Origin of the sequence: Pseudomonas sp. YQ_6, from assembly GCF_043103245.1 — a bacterium.
GTDB classification, from domain to species: Bacteria; Pseudomonadota; Gammaproteobacteria; order Pseudomonadales; family Pseudomonadaceae; genus Aquipseudomonas; species Aquipseudomonas alloputida.
This window is the reverse complement of sequence record NZ_JBICJR010000061.1, coordinates 234350-240719: the sequence shown is the minus strand read 5'-3', so window position 1 is coordinate 240719 and position 6370 is coordinate 234350. Positions and strand designations below refer to the sequence as shown.

General features: G+C 62.5%; 6 protein-coding genes. 1 reads left to right on the top strand and 5 read right to left on the bottom strand.

Annotated elements, in window-relative coordinates; translation table 11 throughout:
* Positions 1-42 precede the first annotated feature (42 nt).
* The 5 genes from ACF8FG_RS21705 to ACF8FG_RS21685 form a co-directional block, all read right to left on the bottom strand.
* The gene (locus ACF8FG_RS21705; RefSeq protein WP_119713176.1) at positions 43-774 is read right to left on the bottom strand and encodes a hypothetical protein; all 732 of its coding nucleotides are present in this window, start codon (positions 772-774) and stop codon (positions 43-45) included.
* A gap of 56 nt (positions 775-830) precedes the next feature.
* Positions 831-1211 (bottom strand): RidA family protein, encoded by a 381-nt coding sequence (locus tag ACF8FG_RS21700; protein ID WP_009684531.1) that lies wholly within the window; start codon positions 1209-1211, stop codon positions 831-833.
* A 23-nt stretch (positions 1212-1234) separates the two neighbouring features.
* Positions 1235-3343, bottom strand: a complete 2109-nt coding sequence (spoT, locus tag ACF8FG_RS21695; RefSeq protein ID WP_019439069.1) for a bifunctional GTP diphosphokinase/guanosine-3',5'-bis pyrophosphate 3'-pyrophosphohydrolase — start codon at positions 3341-3343, stop codon at positions 1235-1237.
* Between the two features lie 59 nt (positions 3344-3402).
* A complete protein-coding gene (gene rpoZ / locus ACF8FG_RS21690) occupies positions 3403-3666 on the bottom strand; it encodes a DNA-directed RNA polymerase subunit omega (protein ID WP_003253383.1) in 264 nt (87 codons plus the stop codon).
* A gap of 240 nt (positions 3667-3906) precedes the next feature.
* The gene (locus ACF8FG_RS21685; RefSeq protein ID WP_003253385.1) at positions 3907-4779 is read right to left on the bottom strand and encodes a LysR family transcriptional regulator; all 873 of its coding nucleotides are present in this window, start codon (positions 4777-4779) and stop codon (positions 3907-3909) included.
* Positions 4780-4984: 205 nt separating this feature from the next.
* On the opposite strand from ACF8FG_RS21685, the gene ACF8FG_RS21680 reads away from it, so the two are divergent.
* The gene (locus ACF8FG_RS21680) at positions 4985-6367 is read left to right on the top strand and encodes a glutamine synthetase family protein (RefSeq protein ID WP_014592856.1); all 1383 of its coding nucleotides are present in this window, start codon (positions 4985-4987) and stop codon (positions 6365-6367) included.
* Positions 6368-6370: the final 3 nt, after the last annotated feature.

The window sequence follows — 6370 nt, the reverse complement described above, 5'->3', positions numbered from 1 at the left end:
GTGTCCAACTTCTTGGGGGCAGTCCAGGAACCGCGCATCATCTCAGCTGCGCTCCAGCGCCCACTGACGTTTGCCCGCTGCCAGCTCCGGCATTTCATCCGGTTGTGCACGGTTCACTGCCTGGAAAATCTCCAGCTTGTCACCATCGCGCTTGATGATGAACGGTGCACCACGCTGGTTGCGCTCCAGCCACAGGCTGTCATTGTTGCCACCCATGGTCGCGCAATCACCTGCCAGGCAAAGGGCGAAGCGGTCCGGCCCCGGTAGGCCGGTGACGTTGCCGGTGTCGCTGAAGCGCACGCTGGCACCCTTGCCTTGGCCTTCGACGATCTTCCAGTTACCACCCAGGTAGGCTTGGTAAAGCGCTTTCTCGAAGCTGCTGCCCAGTGGTGCATTGGCTGCCGCCGGTGTCTTGGCGCGCACGAAGGTTTGCTTGGTGCCGTTCTGGTCGACGGCCAGCAGCTCGTCGCCATCGAGCGAAAGCTGCTCGGTCTGGCCGCCTTGGAAACGGGCCTGCCATTGCTTTTCATTGGCGCTCAGCTGGCCGTCGGCGGCCTCAAAACCATTGCTGTAGCTAGCTTGCTGATTGGCCACGTCGAGTTTCCACTCGAACACTGGGCCGTGCTCATTAAGCGCCTGGCGCAGGCTGCCGGCTTTGACCGCCGCAGTGATGGCTTCCTGGTTGATCCAGATACCGTTGAAATCTTCGGGTTTGTGGCTGGTGCAGCCGCCCAGTAGCAGGGCTGCCAGCGCGAAGGGCAGTGCTTGACGCATGACGGGGTAACCTTGCAGAGGAAGGAGGGTGACGGGCAGGGCCCGTCACCAGGGCATCATTCGATGACCAGGATGGCGTCCATTTCGACCTGGGCGCCTTTCGGCAGTGCGGCAACGCCGATGGCGGCGCGGGCCGGGTAGGGCTGTTCGAAGTAGCGGCCCATCACCTCGTTTACCTTGGCGAAGTGGCTCAGGTCGGTGAGGAAGATGTTCAGTTTCACGATGTCCTTGAACGAACCGCCAGCAGCTTCAGCCACGGCCTTGAGGTTCTCGAACACCTGCACGGTCTGGGCTTCGAAGCCTTCGACCAGTTCCATGGTCTTCGGGTCCAGAGGGATCTGGCCCGACATGTACACGGTGTTGCCGGCCTTGATCGCCTGCGAGTAGGTGCCGATGGCGGCAGGGGCCTTGTCGCTGTTGATGACGGTTTTGCTCATGATGACTCCTTGCGGTTGGCGGACTACGTACGCATGCGGGTGATGCGGACCACACCGGTCAGGGTACGCAGCTTCTTGATCACACGCGCCAGGTGCACGCGGTCGTGCACGCTGACCACCAGTTGGACCACGCTGATACGGCCGTCGCGTTCGTCCATGCTGATCTTCTCAATGTTGCCGTCGGCGGCGTTGACGCTGCTGGCCAGCAGGGCGATCAGCCCGCGCTGGTGTTCCAGTTCGACACGCAGTTCGACATTGAACTCGCCAGTGATGTCCTTGGCCCAGGAGAGTTGCACGCACTTTTCGGGGTTGTGGCGGATTTCACTGATGTTGCGGCAGTTCTCCAGGTGCACGACCATGCCCTTGCCGGCCGACAGGTGGCCGACAATCGGGTCACCCGGGATCGGCGTGCAGCACTTGGCGTAGCTGAGCACCAGGCCTTCGGTGCCGCGGATCGCCAGCGGGCCTTCTGGCGCCGGCAGCTGTTCGCCTTCGGCCGACAGCAGGCGGCGCGCGACCACGTAGGCCATGCGGTTGCCCAGGCCGATGTCTTCGAGCAGGTCTTCTATCAGCTCCAGGCGGTACTCGGCGAGAATAGACTGGATGCGGTCCTGGGGGATTTTCTCCAGGCTGCTGTCGAAGCCAGTGAGTACCTTGTTCAGCAGGCGCTCGCCCAGGCTGATGGACTCCGAGCGGCGCTGTTGCTTGAGCGCATGGCGGATATTCGTGCGTGCCTTGCCCGAGACCACAAAGTTGAGCCAGGCCGGGTTTGGCCGAGCGCCCGGGGCGCTGACGATTTCCACTGTCGAGCCGCTTTGTAGCGGTTCGGACAGCGGCGCCAGGCGGCGGTTGATGCGGCACGCGATGCAACTGTTGCCGACGTCGGTGTGCACCGCGTAGGCGAAGTCGACGGCCGTGGAGCCTTTGGGCAACTCCATGATCCGGCCTTTGGGCGTGAACACGTAGACCTCGTCCGGGAACAGGTCGATCTTCACGCTCTCGATGAATTCCAGGGAGTTGCCGGCACGTTGCTGCAGTTCGAGGATACCCTTGACCCACTGGCGGGCACGCGCGTGGCTGCCCTTGGGCTGCTCGTCGTCGTTTGACTTGTATAGCCAGTGCGCGGCGATGCCGTTGTTGGCCATCTCTTCCATTTCGCGGGTGCGGATCTGGATTTCGATGGGCACGCCGTGCATGCCGAACAGGGTAGTGTGCAGCGACTGGTAGCCGTTGGCCTTGGGGATCGCGATGTAATCCTTGAAGCGTCCGGGCAGCGGCTTGTACAGGTTGTGTACGGCGCCGAGCACGCGGTAACAGGTGTCAACCTTGTCGACGATGATGCGGAAGGCATACACGTCCATGATCTCGTTGAAGGCACGGCGCTTGCCGCGCATCTTCTTGTAGATGCCATAGAGGTGTTTCTGCCGACCGCTGACCTCGCCCTCGATGCCGTCGGCGGCCAGGCAGTTGGCCAGCGAGTGCTCGATCTTGGCGACGATCTCTTTGCGGTTGCCGCGCGCGCTCTTCACTGCACGATGAATCAGCGACGAGCGCATCGGGTGCATGGCCTTGAAACCAAGGTCTTCGAACTCCACGCGCACGGTGTGCATCCCCAGGCGGTTGGCGATGGGGGCGTAGATTTCGAGGGTTTCCTTGGCGATGCGCCGGCGTTTTTCGCCAGACAGCACTTCCAGGGTGCGCATGTTGTGCAGGCGGTCGGCCAGCTTGACCAGGATCACGCGGATATCGCGGGCCATGGCCATGGCCATCTTCTGGAAGTTTTCCGCCTGCGCCTCGGCCTTGGTCTCGAAATTCATCTGGGTCAGCTTGCTGACCCCATCGACCAGTTCGGCCACGGTCTCGCCAAACTGCTGGCTGAGGGCTTCCTTGGCGATGCCGGTGTCTTCGATCACATCGTGCAGCATGGCCGCCATCAGGCTTTGATGGTCCATGTGCATGTCGGCGAGGATGCTGGCCACGGCCAGCGGGTGGGTCACGTAGGGCTCGCCGCTGCGGCGGCGTTGCCCATCGTGGGCCTGTTCGGCGTAGAAATAGGCGCGCCGGACCAGGTTGACCTGTTCGGGGCCAAGATAGGTCGAAAGCCGTTCGGCCAAGGCTTCTATACCCGGCATGGGTTCACCTCCTGCCGAGGAAGAGGGCCTTGCGCCGTACGACGTCGACCTGGCATCAATCAGACAGCCTCGTTGTTCTCGTCCTCGAACGCGGCGAACACCGGATCCTCGGTGACGATCTCTTCAGCGGCGATGAACTCGTTGGTGACGATGCCTTCGGCAATTTCACGCAGGGCAACAACGGTTGGCTTGTCGTTTTCCCACGCAACGCGTGGCTCTTTGCCGCCGGTCGCCAGCTGGCGAGCGCGCTTGGTCGAGAGCATGACCAGCTCAAAGCGGTTATCCACGTGTTCCAGGCAGTCTTCAACAGTTACGCGGGCCATGGTCTTCCTCAGTAGCAATTGCGGTGGGCGTGCAGCCCATTAATGGGCAGGCGGACTCGATAGTATAAAAATTCACCAGCCAATAGGGAAGCGCTGTTTTGCCGGGCGGTAGCTGCAAACCCTGCGATGCCTTCTTCGCGGGTGAACCCGCTCCTACAGGGGTCGCGTAGCTTGTAGCGGCGGGTTTACCCGCGAAAGGGCCGGAACAGACACCCTCAGTGCATGAGCCTGACGATAACCTCAGAGCATCGCGTCACGCAACCGCGGGGTCAGCTCTTCGAACAAGGTCTGCACCGAGCGCAACGCCCGGCAATCCGGCCGGGTCAGCAACCACAGCTGAGTGTCGCAGCCGGGCAGGGGGCCGCTGAGTGCATCCACCCCGGGCAGCGCATGCACCATATAGTCCGGGAGCGCTGCCACGCCCAGGCCGGCCATTACCAACTGGGCGATGGTCGACATGCTGCTGCACTGGTAGCGCGGGCTCAGGCCCGGGTGTTGCTGGTTGCGCCAGACCACCGTAGGGTGGTCCTGCATCGAGTCGTCTGGTGCGATCCACGGCACGCTGGCGGGGGACTCGCTCAGGCGCTCTCGCCACTGTGGCTGGCCGCAGACCACATAGGAGGTCGAACCCAGGTTGCGGCCCACCAGGTGCTCCGGAGGTGTGTTGGTCAGGCGCAGGGCGATGTCGGCGTCGCGCCGGCTGAGGTTGGCGAAGGTATTGGAGGTGCCCATCTCCAGCGACAAAGCCGGGTAGTTGGACATGAACTCGGCCAGCGCCGGCAGCAACAGGCTGTGCATCACCGCCTCTGTGCAGGTCAGGCGCACCGTGCCGCTGACCACTTGCTCGCCGCTGGTCATGGCAATGCGCGCCGCTTCCAGCGCCTGCTCGGCGCGTTCGGCCTGCTCGGCCAAGGCCTGGGCGGTGTCAGTCGGCAGATAGCCCTTTCGGCTCTTGACGAACAAGGCGGTGCCCAGCGCCGACTCCAATCGGCGGATCGAGCGGAACACGGTCGAAACGTCGACTTTGAGCAGTTCGGCGGCTTTGGCCAGCGAGCGGCCACGTTCCAGTGCCAGGACCAGAGAGAGGTCTGCGTGGGTTATCTGATATTGCATTGATGCACGCTCTGCTTGCCAAATTGCCAATGTCTGTTGCGTCTGGGCCATTTTATAGTGAAACGGCCCCCCGGAATCAATGCGCCCGGTCGGGTAACCAGTCCCCACGATGGGAAAGTGAAAACAACAACAGCTGCAACCATCGTCGCCCGTGAGGCGCCAGCCGTATCCCCACATCGCCGCAGCACATCAAAGGATGTACACCATGACGTCGGTAACCCCGTGCGCCAGTTCTTCCAGCGAGATGAATGACTTCCTCCAGGCCCATCCGGACACGCAGTACGTAGACCTGCTGATCTCCGACATGAATGGCGTGGTACGTGGCAAGCGCATCGAGCGGGCCAGCCTGCACAAGGTGTACGAGAAGGGCATCAACCTGCCCGCATCGCTGTTCGCCCTTGATATCAACGGTTCCACTGTCGAAAGCACCGGCCTTGGCCTGGACATCGGCGACGCCGACCGCATCTGTTTCCCGATCCCCGGCACGCTGTCGGACGAGCCGTGGCAAAAGCGCCCCACCGCCCAGCTGCTGATGACCATGCACGAGCTGGATGGCCAGCCGTTCTTCGCCGACCCGCGTGAAGTGCTGCGCCAGGTGGTGAGCAAGTTCGACGACCTGGGCCTGGATATTTGCGCCGCGTTCGAACTGGAGTTCTACCTGATCGATCAGGACAACCTCAACGGCCGCCCGCAGCCGCCGCGCTCGCCGATCTCCGGCAAGCGCCCGCAGTCGACCCAGGTGTACCTGATCGACGACCTCGACGAGTACGCCGACTGCTTGCAGGACATGCTCGAAGCAGCCAAGGAACAGGGCCTGCCTGCCGACGCCATCGTCAAGGAAAGCGCCCCGGCGCAGTTCGAGGTCAACTTGCACCACGTGGCGGATCCGCTGAAGGCCTGCGACTATGCGATCCTGCTCAAGCGCCTGATCAAGAACGTCGCCTACGACCATGAAATGGACACCACCTTCATGGCCAAGCCCTACCCGGGCCAGGCAGGCAACGGCCTGCATGTGCACATTTCATTGCTGGACAAGAAAACCGGCAAGAACATCTTCGCCAGTGACGATCCGCTGCAGAGCGACACGCTGCGCCACGCCATCGGTGGCGTGCTGGAAACCATGCCGGCGTCGATGGCCTTCCTGTGCCCCAACATCAACTCCTACCGCCGCTTCGGTGCGCAGTTCTACGTGCCCAATGCGCCGAGCTGGGGCCTGGACAACCGCACCGTGGCCGTACGCGTGCCCACCGACAGCAGCGACAATGTGCGCCTTGAGCACCGTGTAGCCGGCGCCGATGCCAACCCGTACCTGATGCTCGCGGCGATCCTTGCCGGCGTTCACCATGGCCTGACCAACAAGGTCGAGCCCGCGGCGCCGATCGAAGGCAACTCCTACGAGCAGCTGGAGCAAAGCCTGCCGAACAACCTGCGCGATGCCCTGCGCGCGCTGGATGACAGCGAAGTCCTCAACCAATACATCAGCCCGGACTACATCGATATCTTCGTGGCCTGCAAGGAAAGCGAACTGGCCGAGTTCGAAGTGTCGATTTCCGACCTCGAGTACAACTGGTACCTGCACACGGTGTAAGCC